General features: G+C 62.2%; 16 protein-coding genes. 10 read left to right on the top strand and 6 right to left on the bottom strand.

Annotated features, from left to right (window positions below; genetic code table 11):
• The first annotated feature begins 11 nt into the window (after nucleotides 1-11).
• Nucleotides 12-1,340 carry a phosphoribosylglycinamide synthetase C domain-containing protein gene (locus BM083_RS03680; protein WP_089865875.1) on the top strand — a complete coding sequence of 443 codons (1,329 nt, stop codon included), beginning with the start codon at nucleotides 12-14 and terminating at the stop codon, nucleotides 1,338-1,340.
• A gap of 4 nt (nucleotides 1,341-1,344) precedes the next feature.
• Here BM083_RS03680 and BM083_RS03675 read toward each other — a convergent pair whose 3' ends face one another.
• Nucleotides 1,345-2,208, bottom strand: a complete 864-nt coding sequence (locus BM083_RS03675) for a ZIP family metal transporter (RefSeq protein ID WP_089865872.1) — start codon at nucleotides 2,206-2,208, stop codon at nucleotides 1,345-1,347.
• A gap of 83 nt (nucleotides 2,209-2,291) precedes the next feature.
• On the opposite strand from BM083_RS03675, the gene BM083_RS03670 reads away from it, so the two are divergent.
• A complete protein-coding gene (locus BM083_RS03670; protein WP_089865869.1) occupies nucleotides 2,292-2,822 on the top strand; it encodes an NUDIX domain-containing protein in 531 nt (176 codons plus the stop codon).
• A gap of 15 nt (nucleotides 2,823-2,837) precedes the next feature.
• Here BM083_RS03670 and BM083_RS03665 read toward each other — a convergent pair whose 3' ends face one another.
• Nucleotides 2,838-3,839: a phosphate signaling complex PhoU family protein gene (locus BM083_RS03665; RefSeq protein ID WP_049894076.1), complete on the bottom strand. Its 1,002-nt coding sequence runs from the start codon at nucleotides 3,837-3,839 to the stop codon at nucleotides 2,838-2,840.
• Nucleotides 3,840-4,152: 313 nt separating this feature from the next.
• On the opposite strand from BM083_RS03665, the gene BM083_RS03660 reads away from it, so the two are divergent.
• The 5 genes from BM083_RS03660 (at nucleotide 4,153) to phoU (ending at nucleotide 9,535) form a co-directional block, all read left to right on the top strand.
• Entirely contained in the window at nucleotides 4,153-5,202 is a 1,050-nt protein-coding gene (locus BM083_RS03660) for a PstS family phosphate ABC transporter substrate-binding protein (RefSeq protein WP_089865866.1), read from the top strand.
• Between the two features lie 98 nt (nucleotides 5,203-5,300).
• Nucleotides 5,301-6,236, top strand: coding sequence for a phosphate ABC transporter permease subunit PstC (gene pstC, locus BM083_RS03655; protein WP_049894077.1), 936 nt, complete (start codon nucleotides 5,301-5,303; stop codon nucleotides 6,234-6,236).
• Between the two features lies 1 nt (nucleotide 6,237).
• Nucleotides 6,238-7,836, top strand: a complete 1,599-nt coding sequence (gene pstA / locus BM083_RS03650; RefSeq protein WP_089865863.1) for a phosphate ABC transporter permease PstA — start codon at nucleotides 6,238-6,240, stop codon at nucleotides 7,834-7,836.
• A 3-nt stretch (nucleotides 7,837-7,839) separates the two neighbouring features.
• Nucleotides 7,840-8,718: a phosphate ABC transporter ATP-binding protein PstB gene (gene pstB / locus BM083_RS03645; RefSeq protein WP_009376163.1), complete on the top strand. Its 879-nt coding sequence runs from the start codon at nucleotides 7,840-7,842 to the stop codon at nucleotides 8,716-8,718.
• Nucleotides 8,719-8,860: 142 nt separating this feature from the next.
• Complete coding sequence (phoU, locus tag BM083_RS03640; protein WP_009376165.1) at nucleotides 8,861-9,535, top strand: phosphate signaling complex protein PhoU; 675 nt, start codon at nucleotides 8,861-8,863, stop codon at nucleotides 9,533-9,535.
• A gap of 36 nt (nucleotides 9,536-9,571) precedes the next feature.
• Here the strand turns inward: phoU and BM083_RS03635 are convergent, their stop codons facing one another.
• The gene (locus BM083_RS03635; protein ID WP_089865860.1) at nucleotides 9,572-10,006 is read right to left on the bottom strand and encodes a hypothetical protein; all 435 of its coding nucleotides are present in this window, start codon (nucleotides 10,004-10,006) and stop codon (nucleotides 9,572-9,574) included.
• 374 nt (nucleotides 10,007-10,380) lie between these two features.
• On the opposite strand from BM083_RS03635, the gene BM083_RS03630 reads away from it, so the two are divergent.
• The gene (locus tag BM083_RS03630) at nucleotides 10,381-11,547 is read left to right on the top strand and encodes a succinylglutamate desuccinylase/aspartoacylase family protein (protein ID WP_089865857.1); all 1,167 of its coding nucleotides are present in this window, start codon (nucleotides 10,381-10,383) and stop codon (nucleotides 11,545-11,547) included.
• Nucleotides 11,548-11,658: 111 nt separating this feature from the next.
• Here the strand turns inward: BM083_RS03630 and BM083_RS03625 are convergent, their stop codons facing one another.
• A complete protein-coding gene (locus BM083_RS03625; protein ID WP_009376173.1) occupies nucleotides 11,659-13,884 on the bottom strand; it encodes a CDC48 family AAA ATPase in 2,226 nt (741 codons plus the stop codon).
• A gap of 200 nt (nucleotides 13,885-14,084) precedes the next feature.
• On the opposite strand from BM083_RS03625, the gene larC reads away from it, so the two are divergent.
• Nucleotides 14,085-15,422 (top strand): nickel pincer cofactor biosynthesis protein LarC, encoded by a 1,338-nt coding sequence (gene larC / locus BM083_RS03620; protein ID WP_089865854.1) that lies wholly within the window; start codon nucleotides 14,085-14,087, stop codon nucleotides 15,420-15,422.
• Nucleotides 15,423-15,424: 2 nt separating this feature from the next.
• Here larC and BM083_RS03615 read toward each other — a convergent pair whose 3' ends face one another.
• Nucleotides 15,425-16,192: a hypothetical protein gene (locus BM083_RS03615; protein ID WP_089865851.1), complete on the bottom strand. Its 768-nt coding sequence runs from the start codon at nucleotides 16,190-16,192 to the stop codon at nucleotides 15,425-15,427.
• Nucleotides 16,193-16,281: 89 nt separating this feature from the next.
• Between BM083_RS03615 and radB the strand changes: the two genes are divergently transcribed.
• Nucleotides 16,282-16,983: a DNA repair and recombination protein RadB gene (radB, locus tag BM083_RS03610; RefSeq protein WP_049894079.1), complete on the top strand. Its 702-nt coding sequence runs from the start codon at nucleotides 16,282-16,284 to the stop codon at nucleotides 16,981-16,983.
• Nucleotides 16,984-17,345: 362 nt separating this feature from the next.
• Here the strand turns inward: radB and BM083_RS03605 are convergent, their stop codons facing one another.
• A complete protein-coding gene (locus BM083_RS03605; RefSeq protein ID WP_089865848.1) occupies nucleotides 17,346-18,488 on the bottom strand; it encodes a CBS domain-containing protein in 1,143 nt (380 codons plus the stop codon).
• Nucleotides 18,489-18,526 lie beyond the last annotated feature (38 nt).

Genomic DNA, 18,526 nt, shown 5'->3' with positions numbered 1-18,526 from the left:
GCCCATGCAGTATGGCACGATTTCTCTACGTCTCCATCGACGGTCTGGTGGGCGACGTCGCGTGGCGCACGAAGGCCGAAGGCCACGACGTCCGGTACTTCATCGAGAACGAGGCAGAACGCGAGATAGCCAACGGGTTCGTCGAGAAAGTCGACGACTGGGAGGCCCACGTCGAGTGGGCCGACACCATCGTCTTCGACGACATCTTCGGGATGGGCACGCACGCCGAGCGACTCCGTGAGGAGGGGCACCACGTCGTCGGCGGCACGGCCTACACCGACCGGTTGGAAGACGACCGGAACTTCGGCCAGCGAGAGTTACAAGAGATGGGTATCGAGACGCTCCCGCACCGCGAGTTCCGCGACTTCGACGAGGCGGTCCAGTTCATCCGCGACAACCCTGACCCGTACGTCATCAAGCCCAGTGGACAGGTCCAGAACGTCAAGCGCCTCGTCTTCGTCGGCGAGGAAGACGACGGTGCCGACACCATCCGCATCCTCCAGTCCTACAAGAAGTCGTGGGGCGACAAGATAGAGCGGTTCGAACTCCAGAAGCGCGCCGACGGCGTCGAAATCGCCATCGGCGCGTTCTTCAACGGGTCGGAGTTTCTCACCCCGGTCTGCGTGAACTTCGAGCACAAGCGTCTGTTCCCGGGGAACGTCGGCCCGGCGACGGGCGAGATGGGGACGAGCATGACGTGGACCGGTCCAAACCGACTCTTCCGGCGGACGCTAAAGAGACTCGAACCCCGACTGGCCGAGGAGGGCTACGTCGGTTACATGGACCTGAACTGCATCGTCAACGGCGAGGGAATCTACCCGTTGGAGTTCACGCCACGGTTCGGCTATCCGACCATCTTCCTCATGGAAGAGTCGATGCAGACGCCCATCGGCGACTTCTTCCACCGCATCGCCCGCGGTGAGTCTCCCGAACTCAGTGTTCACGAAGGGTTCCAAATCGCCGTTCGCGTCTGTCTGCCACCGTTCCCGTTCACCGACGAACAGACGTTCTCCGAGTTCGCCGAGAACGCCGCCATCGGCTTCGAGAGCCATCGACCGACCGAGTGGACCGAGAGAGATCAGTTGGCGAACGCACCGGAGGGTGTCCACATCGAGGACGTCAAGTGCGAGGGTGGACAGTGGCGCGTCGCCGGGAGTTCCGGTGTCGTCCTCGTCGTCACCGGGATGGGTCTGACGATGCGAGAAGCGCAAGAACAGGCCTACGAACGAGTCGACAACGTCGTCCTCCCGAACAAGTACTACCGCGACGACATCGGCGAGCGGTGGGTCGACGGCGACGGCGACAGACTCCACGCGTGGGGATACTTCGGCGAAGAGTAGAGAGTCAGACGAGGACGGCCCACGCGACGAAGACGACGAACCCACCGAGAGCGGTGCTCGCGACGGCGTGCATCCGGAGTCTGTCGAGGAGGTGGTGGGCGTCGCCTTCGACTTTCAACACGTCGTGAATCTCGCTGCCGATTTCACACCGCGGGAGGAAATCCATCGCGACGTGGAGGAACACGCCCGCCGCGAACCCAAAGACGATACCACGAATCGCGCCGGACGCCGGGATGGCGACGAGACTGGAGAGGATGGCCGCGATGCCGACACCGGCCGCCGGGAGGAGCAGGACGCTCCAGCCTCGGCCGTTTCGGGCCAGTCTGTCGGCGGCGGCGTAGCCTGCGGGACCCTTGTGCGAGACGATAGCGAGTCCGAGCGTCAGCCCCACGTCCATGTTGCCGTAGATGAGGCCGATGATAGCACCCGCCGAGAGAGCGTGGGCGGTGAGTTCGGCGACGGTCCTGTCGAGCGGCAAGTCCATGTGGGCGAGTCGGTGGCCGACGGTGTGCGACCCGAACCCGACGATGAGTCCGAGCGCGATACCGAACCCGCCGTACTGAGGCGTCCCGCCCGAGACGCCGATAGCTTGCGGCACGAGGAAGACGGCGGCACTCGTAATCATCGCCCCACTGGCGAGTCCGTATCCCCAGACGAGCGTCTCGGCGTGGTCACGTCGCGTGTACGTCGCGAGAAAACCCGCACCGGCCATGGCGACGAACGCGGCCCACGAGATGATGAGCAGGTCCCACACACCTGCTCGAATCACCACCGCCGAGAGCGCGAGCAAGACGACGAGGCTCACGATACCGACGGTCGACCCGTCGAGGAAGTTCCGAGCGCCGTCGGTATGGTCGTTGTGCGTCATGTTATTAAAACTCTTTCTGAGGTTAATAGTATTGTCGATGCGACCACCAGCGTCATCTACGTAGGAGACATCAGTTCGCGCCGATGTCACTGACACGGGAGACGAGACGACAGGTCGACGCACACCGGCGAGCGCTACACGAGGAGTACGCCGCCGCTCCCGTCTTCGAAGAGACGTTCGAGATTTCTCGCGAACGGTTCGACGACATGGCCCGGGTGGCATCCGACGGCTATCTCCACGGTGGAGCGGCGTTCGTCGTCGCCGAGGGGAATCTCTTGCTCCAGCGCCGGGCCGACACCGGCGAGTGGGGCGTTCCCGGCGGTGGATGGGAGGACGGTGAGACGTTCGCCGAGACGGCGGTCAGAGAGGCTCGAGAGGAGACTGGCGTCGAGTGTTCGGTGGTCGGTCTCCGAGTGCTTCACCACCAACGATGGGTCGCCGCCGAACGCGACGAGACGATTCACTCGTTGGGCGCGTTCTTCGAGGCGGACTATCTCGACGGCACACTCCGAGCGACGGACGACGACGTCGACGAAGTCGGTTGGTTCACGTCGCTTCCGGCCGACGTGGCGACGGTCGTCGAGCGGTTCGCCGTCGTCGCAGACGAGCACTGAGAGCGATAAAACGGCTCAGGGTGTCGGCGCGGCCTTCTGGAGGGCCGTCTCGGCGATGTTGCCGCCGTAGTCGGCGCTTCGGGAGACGGAGTCGACGATGAGACCGAGCATCTGGGCGCGGGCGGGGTCGAGGTCACGCAGGAGTTCGTCGATGGCGCGGGCGTGTTCGTCTATCTCTTGGACTGCTTCGCGGGCCTCGTTGGCGAGTCTCGTCGCTTCGACGCTGTCGTCGGTGAACAGTGCGTCCATCCCGCCGTCGATGACGGAGACGGCGTCCTCGTGGAGTTCGGCGAGTGCCTGGATGACAGTGTCGGGGACGGGTTCTTCGAGTTCGAGCGTGAGGTGGGCAATCTTGGTCGCGTGGTCGCCGATACGCTCCAACTGGCGGGCGCTGGAGTGGTAGTCGAAGCAGATTTCCCGGGGAAGGCCGAGTTCCTCGGCGGCTTTGGGGGTGCGGAGGGTCGCCCGGAAGATACGCGAGACGACCATCCAGAGGCGGTCGACGTCGTCGTCGCGCTGGATGACGTCGCGGGCCATGTCGTTGTCGTTCTCCTCCAGGGCGACGATGGCGTCTTCGAGCATCGACAGGGCGATGAGACGCATGCGGGTGACGGCGTTGTGAATCGAGAGTTCCGAGGAGTCCAGCAAGTCGCGGATGACGACTCGGTCTCGGGTCTCTTCGAGCACTTCGAGGCCGACGAGTCCCTGCGTCGCCTGTCGAATAGTTCGGCGCTGGTCGTTGGTGATACGGGAGTTCTCCAGGGCGATGATGTCGAACCCACTGACGTACATCGTCATCACCGCGCGCGTGAGTTCATCGCCCTGCAGGTTCGAGATATCGAGCGTGCCTTCGGTCCGTTCCTCGTCGGTTCGGGGCGTGAGAAAGAGCGAGTCGCCCTCCGGATAGAACTCGACTTCACTTCCTGCGCTGACGCCGTTTTCGGTCGCCCAGTCTTTGGGAATCGACACTGTATACGTCGACCCGCCCGTGACCTGCACCTTTCGTGTCTCGACCATGTGAATCGTTGGTGCAGACCACACAATAAATCTGCCCATCTCTATATACGGGTTCGTCGAAAGTTCGTCGACGTGGCGTCAATCTGTATCTTCGTCGCTCAGTGCTAGACATCTGCGTAGAGATTCTCGTCGAGGTGAAAGCGCACACACTGCCGACGATGGTCGAGACTCCGACAACAGGGGGTTTCGAGAATACCCATGGGTCTCTGCTGGTATGTCTGTGAGAACGCAATAACAGAGAAAAGTTCGCATACCCATATCTATATAGTTGTCATAGCAGGGTATTTATTCACTTCTCGGCACGAACAAAGTGATGACGCGTAAGACGCTGCAGGACGCTGTATCCCGGCGTAAGTTCCTCATGACATCCGGTGCCATCGGGACGATTGGCATCGCTGGTTGTACGGGCGAGTCGAGTAACGGCGGCTCCGGCGACGGTGGCTCCAGTGGCGGCTCCAACGGAACGTCCGAGGGGACGAGCGAGGACGGCGGAAGCAGCGGAAGCCTCTCGGGAACCATCGAAATCTCCGGTTCCTCGACGGTCTACCCGCTCGCAACGGCCGTCTCAGAGCTGTTCCGCGAAGAGCACCCCGACGTCAAAATCAACGTCCGTTCCACCGGGTCCGGTGGCGGCTTCAACAACTTCTTCTGTAAGGGTCAAACCTCGTTCAACAACGCGTCGCGACCCATCAAAGAAGAGGAGACGCAGATGTGCGGCAACAACAACGTCGAACCGGTCGAACTCAAAGTCGCAACCGACGCGCTCACCATCGCCGTCAACCCCGAGAACGACTTCGTCGACTGTCTGACCGTCGAAGAGATTTCGATGATCTTCGGCGGCGACTCCGTCGAGAAGTGGAGCGACGTCCGTGAGGAGTTCCCGGACGAGGAGATCGAGCGTTACGGTGCGGCCGAAACCTCCGGAACCTTCGACTATCTCACCGAAGTCATGGGCGAAGAAGCCGGACACACCGACGACTACCAAGCGACCGAGGACGACAACACCATCATCCAAGGTGTCTCCGGGTCGGAGTACGCCATCGGCTACTTCGGCTTCGCCTACTACTCGAAGAACAAAGATCGGGTCAAGGCGCTCAAAATCGACAACGGCGACGGTTGCATCGCGCCGACGCTGGAGAACGCCAAGACCGGGAAGTACACGCCGCTCGCCCGTCCGCTGTTCACCTATCCCGCGAAATCTGCTCTCGCAGAGGAGCATATCGCGGAGTTCGCGAAGTTCTTCGTCGAGAAGTCCACCGACAGATCGCTCGTCGCGGACACGATCGGCTACGTCCCGAACAGCGAAGAAGAGAAGAAGCAGATGATGTCGAAGCTCGAAGAAGCCATCTCGAGCGCACAGTAAGGAGCGGTCGGGACAAATCCGGTCGTTTTTGTCCTTCAATATAGAACTCCGGATGTGACACGAAGCGGCACTCAATCACCTCTCATTCATACCACACCATGACAGAACAGTCCCAGCCCCCGGATTTGACGGGTAACAGAGGCATGCAGCAGACACGCGAGACGCTGTACCACGTCGTGTTCTTCGCGTGCGCTGCGCTCTCCGTCGTGACGACGGTCGGCATCATCGTCGCACTGCTCGGCGATGCCCTGTCGTTCTTCGGGAGTTACTCAATCGTAGAGTTCCTCACGGGTACCCAGTGGTCGGTACTCTCGAACAGCTTCGGCGTCCTCCCGCTCGTCTACGGGACGCTCATCGTGACGTTCGGGTCGGCACTCATCGCCATGCCGCTCGGCTTGCTGACGGCCATCTACCTCAGCGAGTACGCGTCGAAACAGATGCGGTCGGTGCTGAAGCCGATGCTGGAGATACTCGCAGGCGTCCCCACGGTCGTCTACGGGTACTTCGCCATCGTCTACATCACGCCGTTCCTCGAAGCGACGCTCTTCCCCTCGATCAGTACGTTCAACGCGCTGTCGGCGTCTATCGTCGTCGGCATCATGATCATCCCGATGGTCGCATCGATCAGTGAGGACGCTATGAGTGCCGTTCCGGACTCACTTCGGCAGGCCGGCTACGGACTCGGCGCGACGAAGTTCAACGTCTCGACGCGCATCGTCGTCCCGGCGGCCATCTCCGGTATCGCCTCGTCGTTCATCCTCGCGCTCTCGCGCGCAATCGGTGAGACGATGGCCGTCACGCTGGCGATGGGGAGCAAACCGGGATTGCCGAGTTCGCTACACCCCGGTGAGTTGTTCCTCCGTCCGTACTCCTCGATGACCGCACAGATGGTCAACACCATCAACGGCGAACTCTCGGGGGGGTCGGCCGCCTACGACGCCGTCTTCGCCGTCGGACTGGTACTGTTCGTCATCACGCTCGTCATGAACATCGTCAGTGACCGAATCGCAAGCCGCTACCGGGAGGAGTACTGAGATGGCAGCCGAAACACAATCTGACACCGACTTCGGCGAGGTAAGCCAACTCAAAGGAATCCTCTTCGAGTATCTGTCGCTCGGCGCGTCGCTGCTCGGAATCCTCTCGCTGGCCGCGCTACTCGTCTACGTCGCCGTCGACGCGTTCGGCCTCGAAGCGGCCGACCCGCTGTGGTTCCTCATCTACTTCGTCACGCTCGTGGTTCCGACGCTCGGCTTCGTCGGCTACGGCGTGAAGAACCGCGCAGTCGGAACCGTCGGCGGAACGAGTCTCCTGTATCTCCTGGGTGGACTGGCAGCGACGCTCGCTCTCTCCATCCTCTTTATCATCTTCGACGCACAGCAGTGGCTGCTCGTCTACACCGTCGGCGTGCTCCCGGCGGCACTGGTGTTCATCTACGGTCGGATGAAAGAGTGGCAACAGGCCAACCTCCTCACGCCCATCGTCTTCGCGGTCGGGTCGATGCTCGGCGTGTTCCTGAAGGGGCCGCTGGCGACGTTCCCCCAGAAGTGGATCATCTACCTCTGGACGCTCGGCGTTCCCGTCGCCGCACTCCTCGGGTCGCGTGCACTGAATCGCGACGGACGAGATGCGGCCGTCGCGACGGCCGTCGGTACGCTCGCCATCGCCGTCGCCGCCGCGCTTGCCGGCCCAGCTCTCACCGGACTCAACAGCGACGTCACGCTGTTGCTCGGCCTCTTCGTCGGTGCGCCGACCCTCGCGTACGTCGCCCGCGTGGTACGGACGGGACACGACGGGGTGGCCGGTCTCCTGATGCCAGTCGTCATCTTCGGTGGGATGTTACTCGGTGCGTTCGTCGTCCAGCAGGTGGCCGTCGCCCAGCCCGAGAGTTGGGTGACGTGGTCGTACTTCACGAACCCGCCGTCACAGCTCAGCGCCGAGGAGGCCGGACTGTTCCCGGCCATCGTCGGGTCGGTGTTCGTCATCACGAACGTCGCCATCATGACGCTCGCACTGGGCGTCGCGACGTCCATCTACCTCGAAGAGTACGCGGCTAGTTCCGGTCTCCTCGGAAAGATTACGCGTCTCATCCAGGTGAACATCTCGAACCTCGCGGGCGTTCCCTCCGTCGTGTACGGACTGCTCGGACTGGCGCTCTTCATCAACGGGCTCGGTCTGGGCCTCGGTATCGTCCTCGTGGCGTCTATCACGCTGTCGCTGCTCATCCTGCCCATCGTCATCATCTCCTCACAGGAGGCGATTCGGTCGGTGCCGAACGAGCTTCGACAGGCGTCCTACGGGATGGGCGCGACGCGCTGGCAGACGATTCGGAACGTCGTCTTGCCGCAGTCTCTCCCCGGTATCCTGACGGGGACGATTCTCGCGCTGGGGCGTGCAATCGGTGAGACGGCTCCCCTGCTGATGATTGGGGCGGCGACGACGACGTTCGCTCCCCCGACGGGCTACTTCGACAGCGTCACCGTGATGCCGCTCCAGATTTACGCCTGGTCGTCCCAACCAAGTGATGCCTTCCGGTACGGTGTCGTCGCCGCGGGTGTCGTCACGCTGCTCATCGTGTTGCTCACGATGAACTCCGTGGCAATCCTCGTGCGCAACAAATATCAGAACGAGAGTTAAACCATGAGTCAAGAGAACATGACCACGAGCGACCCGGAGACAACCAACACCGAATCTGACCAGCTCATCGACACGGACCCGGGTCGCGGCGGGTTAGACGAGTCGAGTGGCCGCGGGTCCGTCACGAGTGCAAACACCGTCATCGAAGCACGGAACGTCAACGTCTGGTACAACGACGACCAGGCGCTCAACGACATCGACATGCGGATTCCCAAGAAACAGGTGACGGCCATGATCGGTCCGTCGGGCTGTGGGAAGTCGACGTTCCTCCGGTGTATCAACCGGATGAACGACCTCGTCGACGCCGCCCGAATCGAGGGCGAACTGCTCTTCAACGGGAAGAACGTCTACGACTCGGACGTCGACCCAGTGGCACTCCGCCGCCGCATCGGGATGGTGTTCCAACACCCCAACCCGTTCCCGAAGAGCATCTACGACAACGTCGCCTACGGTCTGCGCCTGCAGGGGAAGACCGACAACATGGACCAGCGCGTCGAAGACGCGCTGAAGAGCGCTGCACTCTGGGACGAGGTCAAAGACCGTCTCGACGAGTCCGGGACGGACCTCTCCGGTGGCCAACAGCAGCGTCTCTGTATCGCTCGCGCCATCGCGCCGGACCCCGAAGTGCTCCTGATGGACGAACCGGCGTCGGCACTCGACCCGGTCGCGACCTCGCAGGTCGAAGACCTCATCGCCGACCTCGCAGAGGAGTACACCGTCGTCATCGTCACGCACAACATGCAGCAGGCGGCCCGTATCTCCGATAAGACGGCCGTCTTCCTGACCGGTGGGGAACTCGTCGAGTTCGACGACACCCAGAAGATCTTCGAGAACCCCGAGAGTCAACGGGTCGAAGACTACATCACCGGCAAGTTCGGATAACCACGCTCGTTCTCTCGCTTTTCAGAGTCGAGAGCGACTGCTGTCTCCTCACAGTCGACCGAATGCGTGGCGTTCTCCACGAACTATTGTTGTCTATGTATGACACAGCATATTTAACAGTCACGCGACTCAACTACCGTCCATGGCACGCCTCGCATATCAAGAGCGGTTAGAAAACCTTCGCGAAGACGTCCTCTACATGGGCGAAATCGTCGGTGAGCGCCTTCGGAAAGGCCTCGACGCACTCGAACAGAAAGACGCACGACTCGCCGAAGAGGTCATCGAGGGAGACGGTGAGATCAACCGGATGTATCTCGACCTCGAACAGGACTGTATCGACCTCTTGGCGCTCCAGCAACCCGTCGCTGGCGACCTCCGGTTCATCGCGGCGTCGTTCAAGATCATCACCGACCTCGAACGCATCGCCGACCTCGCGACGAACCTCGGTGGCTACGCGATGGAGGCCGAGAAAGACGTCTTCCCCGACGTCGACATCCAGCGACTCGGCGAGACGACGCTCGACATGCTCGAACAGTCCATGAACGCCTACAGTAGTGAAGACGCCGAACACTGTCACGACATCGCCGACAGCGACGACGACCTCGACGCGATGTGTGAGGCAGCGAGCGAACTCGTCGTCCGTGACCTCCTCGAAAGCGACCCACTCGACGAAGACACCAACGCCGAGTCGGTGATGCGTGAGGTCTCGCGACTCCTCCTCACCATCCGCGACATCGAACGCGTCGGCGACCACACGGTCAACATCGCCGCGCGGACGCTCTACATGATCGAGAACAACGACGAACTGCTCTACTAGTCGTCTCTTCTCTGCGTTTTCCGTCGCCGAAGCGGCTTACGGTTGCTCGACTCGCCTGAAGTGTGCGACCGCTGCACCGGCGAGTCCCGTCACACCGAAGTCGACGACGCGAACCACCGCGCTGTAGACGCCGCTCAGCAGGACTGGTAGCTGTGTAGCTACGCCTGGGGCGACGCCGAACAGCACTGCGACGTAGCCAACGAAAGAGCCACAGCCACCGAAGAGACCCATCAGGAGGCTGATTCGGGGATAGTTGCTCGGCACGTCAGTGCGGTTGCCAATCCAGTAACCGATGGCGAACACCGAAACGGGCGAGAGTAGGAACATCACAATCGAGACACCGGCGGTGACGGAACCGGCCATGCCGGGTTGCCCTGCCAGCACGGGGAGTGTCTGCCCGATAGCGGAGAGCGACCCGATGAGCACGCCGAGGACGACGCTCGCGAGGATCAGCGGACGACGAGCATGCATACCGAACCAATCAAAGATTACGTAGATAAATCGTCGCGTTTCGACAGACAGCGGATGGCGAAGGCGTTTGCGTATCTGTGGGTCTGTGTATCTGCGCATCCACGCTTCGACGGCCACGTGAGGTGAGTGTCTGAGTGGTTGGCCTCCAAGCCCACTGGAACCCGAGGTGGTTCGGTCGTCACGGCAGTCGTGAACTGTTGGAGCGACCCCTCCGGGTCGACCTGCTCCCTTCTCGGAGTTGCTGAGCAGGTCTCCGAAGATAGTCGGGCAGACAGAGAGACACGTCTCCGAAACTGGACGCTCTTTCACTCGGCACAGTCTCGTCGGCCACGACCAACGATTATCCGCTGAATCGACGTTCTAGAAAGGGTGCTATGAGTTCCACAGACACCGACCACGAATACACCACACCTCGACCCTTCCGGTACGACGCCGAGGTACAACCGGGTGAGAAGCGTCACTTCATGTACAAGGTGGGAGAGAGCTACCTCGGCCACCCAGTCGAGGTTCCGGTGACGGTCATCAACGGCGACCACGCCGGTCCCCGACTCTTCGTGACTGCCGCAGTCCACGGTGACGAACTCAACGGGGTAAACGTCATCCAGCAGGTCGTAAAGCGGTACGAGCCGACGGACATCCACGGGACGCTCGTCTGCATCCACGTGGTGAACGTTCCCGGTTACGTCGCCCAACAGCGATACATTCCGGGATACGACCTCGACATGAACCGGGCGTTTCCCGGCAAGCCGAACGGAAACGACGCACAGCGCATGGCTCACGTGCTCTACGAGAGATTCCTCAGTAAGTGTGACATGGGAATCGACTTCCACACGTCGACGCGAAACCGAATGACGACGTACCACGTCCGAGCCAACATGGACGACCCAGCCGTCGACCGTCTCGCCCGAGCGTTCGGGTCGGCGTTGTTCATGTCTAGTGAGGGTGCGTCCGGAATGCTTCGACGGGTGGCGAGCGAGGACGGTATCCCCACCATCACCGTCGAGATGGGCGAAGCACACCGCTTCCAACCCCTCCTCGGAGAGAACGCACTGGCCGGTATCGAGAACGTCATGGCCAGCTACGGTATGCTACCGACCGTCACGCCGAAAGAACAGACGTGGTCGAAGGTCATCTCGTCATCCAGCGAGAAGACGTGGATTCGTGCCGACGACGGCGGCCTCGTCGAGTGGCAGTTCGGGCCTTATCCTATCGTCGACGAGGGAGAGACCATCTGTACCGTGTCGAACCACTTCGGAACCGAAGAGCACGTCGTCACTGCTCCGTTCACCGGCTTCCTCGCAGGGGTCCTCGCCAACCCGATGGTACTCCCGGGCCAACCAGTCTGTCACCTCGTCAAGGTCGACCCAGACGACCGCCATAAAGTCGAGGCGCTCTTCGACGTCGTCGGCTTCCAGTATCAGACGACGTACCACTGGCTCGGAAAGACGAAAACGTCCCTCCCGCAAATCACCGACGTGATGGTTCCGGTCGACGAGGCTACAGCAGCCAGCAGTGCGGCCGACAGTACGACGGCCGAGTGAGATTCACTCCTCTCACGTCTCTGTTAGCTGTCGACACCACTCCGAGAGCGACTCGTGTAACGGACTTCACAACGTTCGAGAGACGATAAAAAGAGAGAGACGAGACGGTGACTACTGGAACCCGATACGACCGTCGCGGTGTTCGGTGAACTGCTCGCGGCCGCCACCCTTGAACTGCTCTTCCATCTTCTCGTAGTAACTGAGCAGGTCTTCGGAGATGGTCGGGCGAACCGACTCCATCGCCTTGCGGAAGTGACGCATCTCGACTTCTTGGGCGTCGCTGTCCTCGCGAAGGGCTTCGATGGCCGCCTCACGGGCGATGGATTCGAGGTCGGACCCGACGTAGCCCTCGGTGATTTCGGCGATTTCGCGGAGGCTGACATCCGGTGCGAGCGGCATCCCTTCGGTGTGGATGTCGAGAATCTGCTCGCGGCCTTCCTCGCCCGGCGAGCCAATCATCACGAGACGGTCGAACCGTCCCGAGCGGATGAGCGCCGGGTCGATCATATCTGGTCGATTCGTCGCGCCGATGACCATCACTTCGCCACGCTCTTCGAGGCCGTCGAGTTCCGTCAGCAGTTGGTTGACGACGCGCTCGGAGACGTTGTTGCCCATCTCCTGACCCCGACTGGGCGCGAGGCTGTCGAGTTCGTCGAAGAAGATGATACACGGCGACACCTGCCGCGCCTTGCGGAAGGTCTGTCGAATCGCCTTCTCGGACTCACCCACCCACTTCGAGAGTAGCTGCGGCCCACGAACGGAGATGAAGTTGGCCTTCGTCTCGTTGGCGACGGCTTTCGCCATGAGCGTCTTCCCCGTGCCGGGCGGCCCGTAGAGGAGGACACCCGCCGGTGGTTCGATGCCCATCCGCGAGAACTTCTCACGGGAGGTGAGCGGCCACTCGATGCTCTCTTTGACCCGCTGTTTGGCGTCTTCGAGGCCACCGACGTCGTCCCACGACATCTTCGGTAGTTCGACGAGCACCTCGCGCATCGCGCTGGGTTCGACTTCGCCGAGTGCCCCGTTGAAGTCCTCGCGCTTGACGATCATCCGGTCGATGAGACTCGGCGGGATGTCGTCCTCGTCGAGGTCGATTTCGGGCAGGTAGCGTCGGAGCGCCTTCATCGCCGCTTCCTTCGAGAGGCTCTCGATGTCGGCACCGACGAAGCCGTGAGTCTCGTCGGCGAGGTAGTCGAGCGAGACGTCGTCCGAGAGGGGCATCCCGCGGGTGTGGACCTGCAGAATCTCCTTGCGGCCGACTTCGTCCGGGACGCCGATTTCGATTTCGCGGTCGAATCGACCCGGGCGGCGAAGCGCCGGGTCGACGGAGTCGACACGGTTGGTCGCCGCGATGACGATGACTTGGCCTCTGGTCTCCAGACCGTCCATCATCGTCAACAACTGAGCGACGACACGGCGTTCGACCTCACCCGTGACGTCCTCACGCTTGGGTGCGATGGAGTCGAGTTCGTCGATGAAGATAATCGCCGGCGACTCCTCTTTGGCGTCTTCGAAGATTTCGCGCAGTTGCTGTTCGGACTCACCGTAGTACTTCGAGATAATCTCCGGGCCGGCGATAGAGAAGAAACTCGCCGACGTCTCGTTGGCGACAGCCTTCGCCAAGAGGGTCTTCCCGGTCCCCGGCGGCCCGTGGAGGAGCACACCCTGTGGTGGCTCGATGCCGAGTTTCTTGAAGATCTGTGGATGCTTCATCGGCAACTCGACCATCTCGCGGACGCGCTGAATCTCGCCTTGGAGACCACCGATGTCCTCGTAGGAGATACCACCGCTGGCCTTCTCGAAGCCCGAAATCGGCTCCTCGCGGAGTTCGACTTCGGTGTCCTCGGTGACGAGGACGACGCCTTCGGGGTCGGTTTCGACGGCAATGAGCGGAATCGCCTGACCGGGCGACCGCATGAATGGGTGGTTGGTACTCGACATCACGGGGACGATGTCGCGTTCGACGACGGGCCGTTTGAGAATCTGCCGCTTGACCATCCCGGCGGCGTCGGAACCGAACTGGACGCTCGCCTCTTCCGGCGGGGCGAGGACGAGCGTCTCGGCCTTCTTGGCCTCGGCTTTCCGAATCGTCACTCGTTCGCCGATGCCGACGTCGGCGTTCTGGCGGGTGAAGCCGTCGATACGAACCGTATCGGTGTTCCAGTCTTGCCGGTCTGCACGCCACACCTTCGCTGCGGTAGTCTCTGCACCTTCGATTTCGATGATATCTCCGGGAGAGAGCTTCAGATGAAGCAGGGTATCCGGGTCAAGACGGGCGATGCCACGACCCGAGTCGTTCGGGTACGCCTTCGCCACTTCGAGTTGAACTTCGTTCATGATTCACTTGCAGGGATACGTTCTCCTCCGCCTCGGCACCGGTTAAGTGCTTTGCTGCCTCCCATTTTCGATCGCATGTATGTCATCTGTTAGCACATACGTTTGGGTCGTACAAATCCCTACCGGGTTCGGCAGACGAAAGCGACCTCTCCCCGCCGCCGGACGGAGACGCTTTTGTCCTTGCGTCCGACTGCTTCGGTATGCGCACACTCGCCTTCGACGGCCGGATGGGTGCCAGCGGCGACATGCTTCTCGCCGCACTCGTCGCGGCCGGTGCCGACCCCGCTTCGCTCTCTCCAGTCGAGAACGCACTCAACGTTCGCTACGAGGTCGGGACGACCGAGAAGAACGGGATTCTCGCGACGACAGTCGACGTTCTGCTGACTGAGACAGTTGGTGACCACGGCGACAGCGACCCCGAGGAGAACGGTCACGAACACGCTCACGGCGAGGGCTACGACCACAGTCACGAGTCCGACGAACACCAATACGAACACCGCGAACACCACCAACACGAGCACGACCACACACACGCCGAAGGCCACGGCCCGCACCGCACCTACCGCGAAGTCGTCGAACTCGTCGGCGAGATGGACCTCCCGGCCGACGTCGAACGCGACGCACTCGCCGTCTTCGAGATTCTCGGCGAGGCCGAGGCGTCGGTTCACGGCACCGAATTAGACGACACCCACTTTCACGAAGTCGGTGCGGATGACGCTATCGCCGACGTCGTCGGCGTCTGTCTCCTCCTCGCGGACCTCGGCGTCGACCGCGTCGTGACGACGCCGCTCTCGACGGGCGGCGGCGACGTCGACATCGCCCACGGCGTCTACCCCGTACCGACGCCCGCCGTCGTCGAAATCGCCAAGCGTGCCGACTGGTCGCTGAAAGGGGGCCCCGTCGAGGCCGAACTCCTCACCCCCACCGGGGCGGCCATCCTCGCGCACTTCGCCGAGGGTGTCGACAGTCTCCCGACGCTCGAACTCGACAGTTCGGGCTACGGTGCCGGTGGCTACACGTTCCCCGACCACCCGAACGTCCTCCGCGCACTCGTCGGCGACGGCGGTGGCGGACTGACTCGCGACGAGATAACCGTCTTGGAGACGAATCTCGACGACACGCCGCCGGAGGTGCTCGGCAGTCTGCAGGAGACCTTGACCGCCGTCGGCGCTCGCGACGTCTCTATCCTCCCGGCGACGATGAAGAAGGCCCGCCCCGGCCATCTCGTGAAGGTCATCGTCAAACCCGAAGACGCCGAACGAGTCGCTCGCACGCTGGCCGAGGAGACGGGGACGCTCGGTGTCCGGGAACACGGTGCAGGCCACCGGTGGGTCGCCTCCCGGTCGTTCGAGACGGCGACACTCGATATTGGAGGCAAAGAGTACGACGTCGCGGTCAAAGTCGCCAGCGACGCCGCAGGCGACGTCTACGACTACAGCGCCGAGTACGACGACGCTCTCACCGTCGCCCTCGAGACGGACCTCTCGGTTCGAGAAGTGATGCGACGGGCGGTCGAAGCGGTTCGGACGACGGAGTAGCTCTACTCTTCGGTTTCGTCGGACTGAGTCTGCCCGTTTCGGTGGACTTCCAGCGCCTCGTCGATTGTGAGTTCGCCCGAGGCGACGCGGCGAGCGAGCGTCTCGTCGATGGTCCGGTTGTCCACCGACTGCGCTCGCGACTCGTTTTTGATGCGCTGAAGTTCGCCCGGCGTCGGTTCGATCTCTCTGTTCTCGACGGCTTCGCCCTCCAGTCGAGCGATGTTGACCGCGGCTAGTACGTCTCCCATCCCTCGTGCGCCGGTACCGAGGTAGGGCGTCGTCCCCGTCTCGTCGACCATCTCGACGCGCACGTCCGTGAGGTCGTTGATGAGTTTCGCGCTCTGGAGTCGGTCGCCGTCGCCGACGCGGACGAGTGCGTCCGGCGTGTCTTCGACTTCACGGTGAATCACATCGACGGCGTCGGCCAGTGGGACGTGAAACGCGGCGACGACTACCTCACCGACGAGGACGGCGATACCGGGACGCGGACCCGGGTCGACACCGACGACCGTTCGTCCCTCGTCACTTCGGAGTGCAGCGAGTGCCTCTTCGACACCGTGGCGGGCGTCGTCGGCGTCGACGACGACGTGGACGGGTCTCCCGTCGTCGTCGCTCGGTTCGAGTTCGTCCGTCGGCGCGGTGATGACGACACGAGTTCCGTCGGGGAGGTCCTCGTCGGGTCGAACCGTCGTGAACGAGACACCGCGTTCACGTAGTTCGCCCACGGCCTCGTGGTAGAGTTCGAAGTCATCGGTGGCGACGACAATCACGAGCGACGTTCGCCGGGGTGGAGAAAAAGCGTGTCGGGGACCGAGCGGACGACCGAGGGCTTTTTGCGGAGAACGCGCCAACTTCGGCCGTGAGCGAGTCTGTCTCTACCGGGTGTGCGCCGCTCGACGACCTCCTCGACGGTGGGTTCGAGCGCGGTACCGTGACGCAGGTGTACGGCCCGCCAGCGGCGGGGAAGACCAACCTCGCGTTGGCGGCGGCCGTCGACGTCGCCGCGTCCGGTGGAACTGCCGTCTACATCGACAGCGAAGGACTCTCGCTCGACCGCTTCCGCCAACTCGTCGAGACGCGCACCGACGACGCAACCGAATTCGAGGAGATAACGTCGCGACTCATCATCACCGAAGTGTACGACTTCGAAGAACAGGAGGAGGCCGTCCGCGACGTCACCGAGTTCGCCGAACGCGCAGACCTCATCGTCCTCGACAGCGCGACGGGGTTCTACCGACTCGAACGCACCGGTGGCGGCGGTGACGACGGCGAGTCCCTGCGCCGGGTGGCCCGGCAGGTGACACACCTGCTGTCGCTGGCGCGGAAACACGACTTGGCCGTCGTCCTCACGAACCAGGTCTACTCGGACCCCGACAGCGATATGACCCGCGCACTCGGTGGACACACGCTCGAACACTGGACCGGCGCGGTGCTCCGACTGGACCGGTTTCGCGGCGGAAACCGCCGAGCGACGTTAGAGAAGCACCGCGCGAAAGCCGCCGGTGAGTCGGTGACGTTCAAGATTACGGACGGTGGGATGACCGGCACCGACGGCTTCTGACTCGCGGCGTCGGCGAGACGGCCACCTTCTACGTTCTCCAAATTTGCTACCGTTCGGGCAGTGAGTACACTGTACCACACTGTATGCTAGACGGTTCTCGGTCGGTGTGTTCGAACGTCTCTACTCGTCTATTCTCTTGTAGACCACAGTTCATTCGATCAGATGCCTTGGTCGACTACCACACATGCGAGTAATGGACGACTGACCGACGACGATAGCCGGTGCCGGAGTCGGCGCGTTCGGTCTCTTGATGACCGTCCTCGCGTACGCGTTGACGAGAAGAGGGCGTCGCTGACGAGTCGGTCGACCTGAAAAGTGAGATAGTCGTGGCGGTTCGAAGGGCCGAGAACCGAGAGCGACGGCTACAGTTCGCCGAGTTTGCGGAGCAGTTGCCCGCGGTACTCTTCGTCGGCGTTGAGCCCTTTCATCTCCAGGACGTTGCGTTCGAGTTTGTCGAGGGCGACGCGGAAGGCGTGTTCTGCGCCGTAGCCCTCACCCGAACCGGCCACCTGACCGTGACTGGTTCGGAGGCGTACCTGCGACTGGATGAGCGGAGTGCCGCGGAGTTTCTCTTTGTGTTCGTGGAAGCGCACGTGCGCGTGGTGAACCTGCATCTCCTGGTACTTGTCCACCACTTCGGTGATAGACTGGACGAGCGACTCTCGCGACATCGTATCGAGGAGGCCGATGTTCGTCACCTGCACGTCCATCTGCTCTTCTTCGGTGTAGGTCAGCGCGCGTAGCACGTCGGTCTTGGTCAGCACGCCGATGACCTCGGCGTCGCTGTCCGTCGGAGTGACGACGAGACCGGCGACGTCGCGCTCGAACATCTTCGCGACGGCGTCGTCGACGGATTCGCCGGGGTTCGTCGTGAAGACGGGACTGGTCATCAGGTCGTAGACCGGTAGGTCGAGCATCCGGTCGATGTCGCCGCGGCGGTCGCCCTTGCCTTGGCGGTTCATCCGCCGAGTCACGAAGTCGACGATGTCGTGAGTCGTCAGCACGCCCGTGAGTTTTCCGTTCTCGTTGACGACGGGGAGGCGAGAGATACCGTGTTCGCGAAGACGGTTGATGGCCTTGCCGATGCGGTCCTCTTCGGTGACGGTGATGATGTCGTCGGTGTAGATCTGGTCGACGGTCAGCGCGTCGAGGTTGTCGATGACGGCTTCGAGGATAGCGTCGCCCGTGACGGTTCCCCAGAGTTTCTCGCCCTCGTAGACCGGGGCAATTTTGGTGTCGCCCTCGACGAGCATCCGTGCGACCTCCCGGACGTCCTCGTTCCGGTCGACCTTCGGTGCGGACTTCATCAGCGCCGCTGCCTTCGTGTCGTCGTCGATGTGCGACTGAATGAGCTGTTTCTCACCGATGACGCCAGCGTACTCCCCGTCCTCGACGACGATGATTCCCTTCGGGTTCTCCCGCTCGAAGATAGAGCGAATCTTTCCGAGACGTTCGTCGGACTCGACCTCGACGTACTCCGGAATCGCGATATCAGTAATATTCATAGCACAACGTTCCCCTACTCTGCGTGGACTCTTGAAAG

It is taken from the genome of Halogranum rubrum (assembly GCF_900114455.1).
GTDB classification, from domain to species: Archaea; Halobacteriota; Halobacteria; order Halobacteriales; family Haloferacaceae; genus Halogranum; species Halogranum rubrum.
This window is presented reverse-complemented; position numbering and strand designations above follow the sequence as displayed.

Excerpts from the sequence above, each read along its gene's own strand:
- BM083_RS03680 (WP_089865875.1), top strand. The coding sequence starts at position 12 with ATGGCACGATTTCTCTACGTCTCCATCGACGGTCTGGTGGGCGACGTC.
- BM083_RS03675 (WP_089865872.1), bottom strand. The coding sequence starts at position 2,208 with ATGACGCACAACGACCATACCGACGGCGCTCGGAACTTCCTCGACGGG.
- BM083_RS03670 (WP_089865869.1), top strand. The coding sequence starts at position 2,292 with ATGTCACTGACACGGGAGACGAGACGACAGGTCGACGCACACCGGCGA.
- BM083_RS03665 (WP_049894076.1), bottom strand. The coding sequence starts at position 3,839 with ATGGTCGAGACACGAAAGGTGCAGGTCACGGGCGGGTCGACGTATACA.
- BM083_RS03660 (WP_089865866.1), top strand. The coding sequence starts at position 4,153 with ATGACGCGTAAGACGCTGCAGGACGCTGTATCCCGGCGTAAGTTCCTC.
- pstC (WP_049894077.1), top strand. The coding sequence starts at position 5,301 with ATGACAGAACAGTCCCAGCCCCCGGATTTGACGGGTAACAGAGGCATG.
- pstA (WP_089865863.1), top strand. The coding sequence starts at position 6,238 with ATGGCAGCCGAAACACAATCTGACACCGACTTCGGCGAGGTAAGCCAA.
- pstB (WP_009376163.1), top strand. The coding sequence starts at position 7,840 with ATGAGTCAAGAGAACATGACCACGAGCGACCCGGAGACAACCAACACC.
- phoU (WP_009376165.1), top strand. The coding sequence starts at position 8,861 with ATGGCACGCCTCGCATATCAAGAGCGGTTAGAAAACCTTCGCGAAGAC.
- BM083_RS03635 (WP_089865860.1), bottom strand. The coding sequence starts at position 10,006 with ATGCATGCTCGTCGTCCGCTGATCCTCGCGAGCGTCGTCCTCGGCGTG.
- BM083_RS03630 (WP_089865857.1), top strand. The coding sequence starts at position 10,381 with ATGAGTTCCACAGACACCGACCACGAATACACCACACCTCGACCCTTC.
- BM083_RS03625 (WP_009376173.1), bottom strand. The coding sequence starts at position 13,884 with ATGAACGAAGTTCAACTCGAAGTGGCGAAGGCGTACCCGAACGACTCG.
- larC (WP_089865854.1), top strand. The coding sequence starts at position 14,085 with ATGCGCACACTCGCCTTCGACGGCCGGATGGGTGCCAGCGGCGACATG.
- BM083_RS03605 (WP_089865848.1), bottom strand. The coding sequence starts at position 18,488 with ATGAATATTACTGATATCGCGATTCCGGAGTACGTCGAGGTCGAGTCC.